Annotated in this window: 1 pseudogene; it reads left to right on the forward strand. The window is 48.9% G+C overall.

Annotation, left to right across the window (positions count from 1 at the left end):
* Positions 1 to 97 precede the first annotated feature (97 nt).
* Positions 98 to 372, forward strand: a pseudogene (locus B3759_RS07360) (hypothetical protein); the annotation flags it as partial.

A 372-nucleotide genomic window follows, 5' to 3' on the forward strand; every position in this document is an offset into this window, starting at 1 on the left:
CCTTATTGAACGCGCAGGATCGACTGGCATCCATGCGGGCAGAAGAGGATCGCGCCGCAGTTGAATGCTTTCGCGCACTTGGGGGAGGCTGGCAGTCGTGAATATTACCGATCGCATCATGAATGTTCTTATCCGGCGCGGCGAAACTCTCACAACGTCATCCGATCTCGATCAAGTGTCGCCTGAATATGATTTCAAAGAACAACATGCAATCAAGGTCAGAAGCGATCAGAACTCATTGTTCAAAATCGCTTTGGCATTCAAGCTGAGGGACGACCCTCTTATCCGTTTCTTCCTTTCGCTACGCTTTCCGGCACGACGTCTGAAAGCAGCTCATGCAACGGATATGTTTGATTTTGAAGATTTTATCGT

This window comes from Acetobacter sp. UBA5411, from assembly GCF_002409645.1.
Taxonomy (GTDB): Bacteria; Pseudomonadota; Alphaproteobacteria; order Acetobacterales; family Acetobacteraceae; genus Acetobacter.